Annotated in this window: 1 protein-coding gene; it reads right to left on the reverse strand. The window is 67.7% G+C overall.

The window, feature by feature from the left end:
• On the reverse strand, positions 1-803 hold an 803-nt coding region (locus tag JKG68_RS32700; protein ID WP_202066634.1), incomplete at both ends, for an IlvD/Edd family dehydratase.

Below are 803 nucleotides of genomic sequence, written 5' to 3' on the forward strand. Positions count from 1 at the left end.
GCGACGCCGAAGGTCTGCGCCACCTTCTGGTACTTCACGGCGGGCTTCAGGGTCATGCCCTCGGAGAGCTGGTCCACCATGCTCCGCTGGATCTCCTGCCAGGGGGTCTGGCTCGCCGGATACGGGAAGCCGCCCCGGGCTTCGAGGTCGGCGCGACGGCGCTCCAGCTCCTCCGGCGGCAGCAGGATGTCGGCGCTGCGCTTGTTGAGATCGATGCGGACGCGGTCGCCGGACTGCAGCAGCGCCAGGCCGCCGCCTGCCGCCGCTTCAGGCGAGGCGTTGAGGATCGACGGTGTGCCCGAGGTGCCGGACTGGCGACCGTCGCCGATGCACGGCAGGGAGAGCACGCCCCGCTTGATGAGCGAGCCGGGCGGCTGCATGTTCACCACCTCCGCAGCGCCGGGGTAACCGATAGGGCCGGCGCCGCGGATGATGAGAATGGTGTGCTCGTCGATTCCGAGCGACGGATCGTCGATGCGGTGGTGGTAATCCTCCGGCCCCTCGAACACCACGACCTTGCCCTCGAAGGCGTTGGGATCCTCCGGGTTGTTGAGGTAGCGCTCCTGGAATTCCGGGCTGATCACGCTGGTCTTCATGATCGCGGAGTCGAACAGGGTGCCTTTCAGGTTCAGGAAGCCCGCCTTTTCCTTCAGCGGATTGTCGTAGGAGCGGATCACGTCGCGATCCCAGGTGTGCTTGCCACGGCAGTTCTCGCCCACGGTGGTGCCGGTGCAGGTCAGCGCATCCTCGTGGATCTTGCCCGCGCCGATCAGCTCGGCCATCACGGCGGGCAGGCCGCCCGC

Origin of the sequence: Microvirga aerilata, from assembly GCF_016743775.1 — a bacterium.
In the GTDB taxonomy this organism is placed as follows: domain Bacteria; phylum Pseudomonadota; class Alphaproteobacteria; order Rhizobiales; family Beijerinckiaceae; genus Microvirga; species Microvirga aerilata.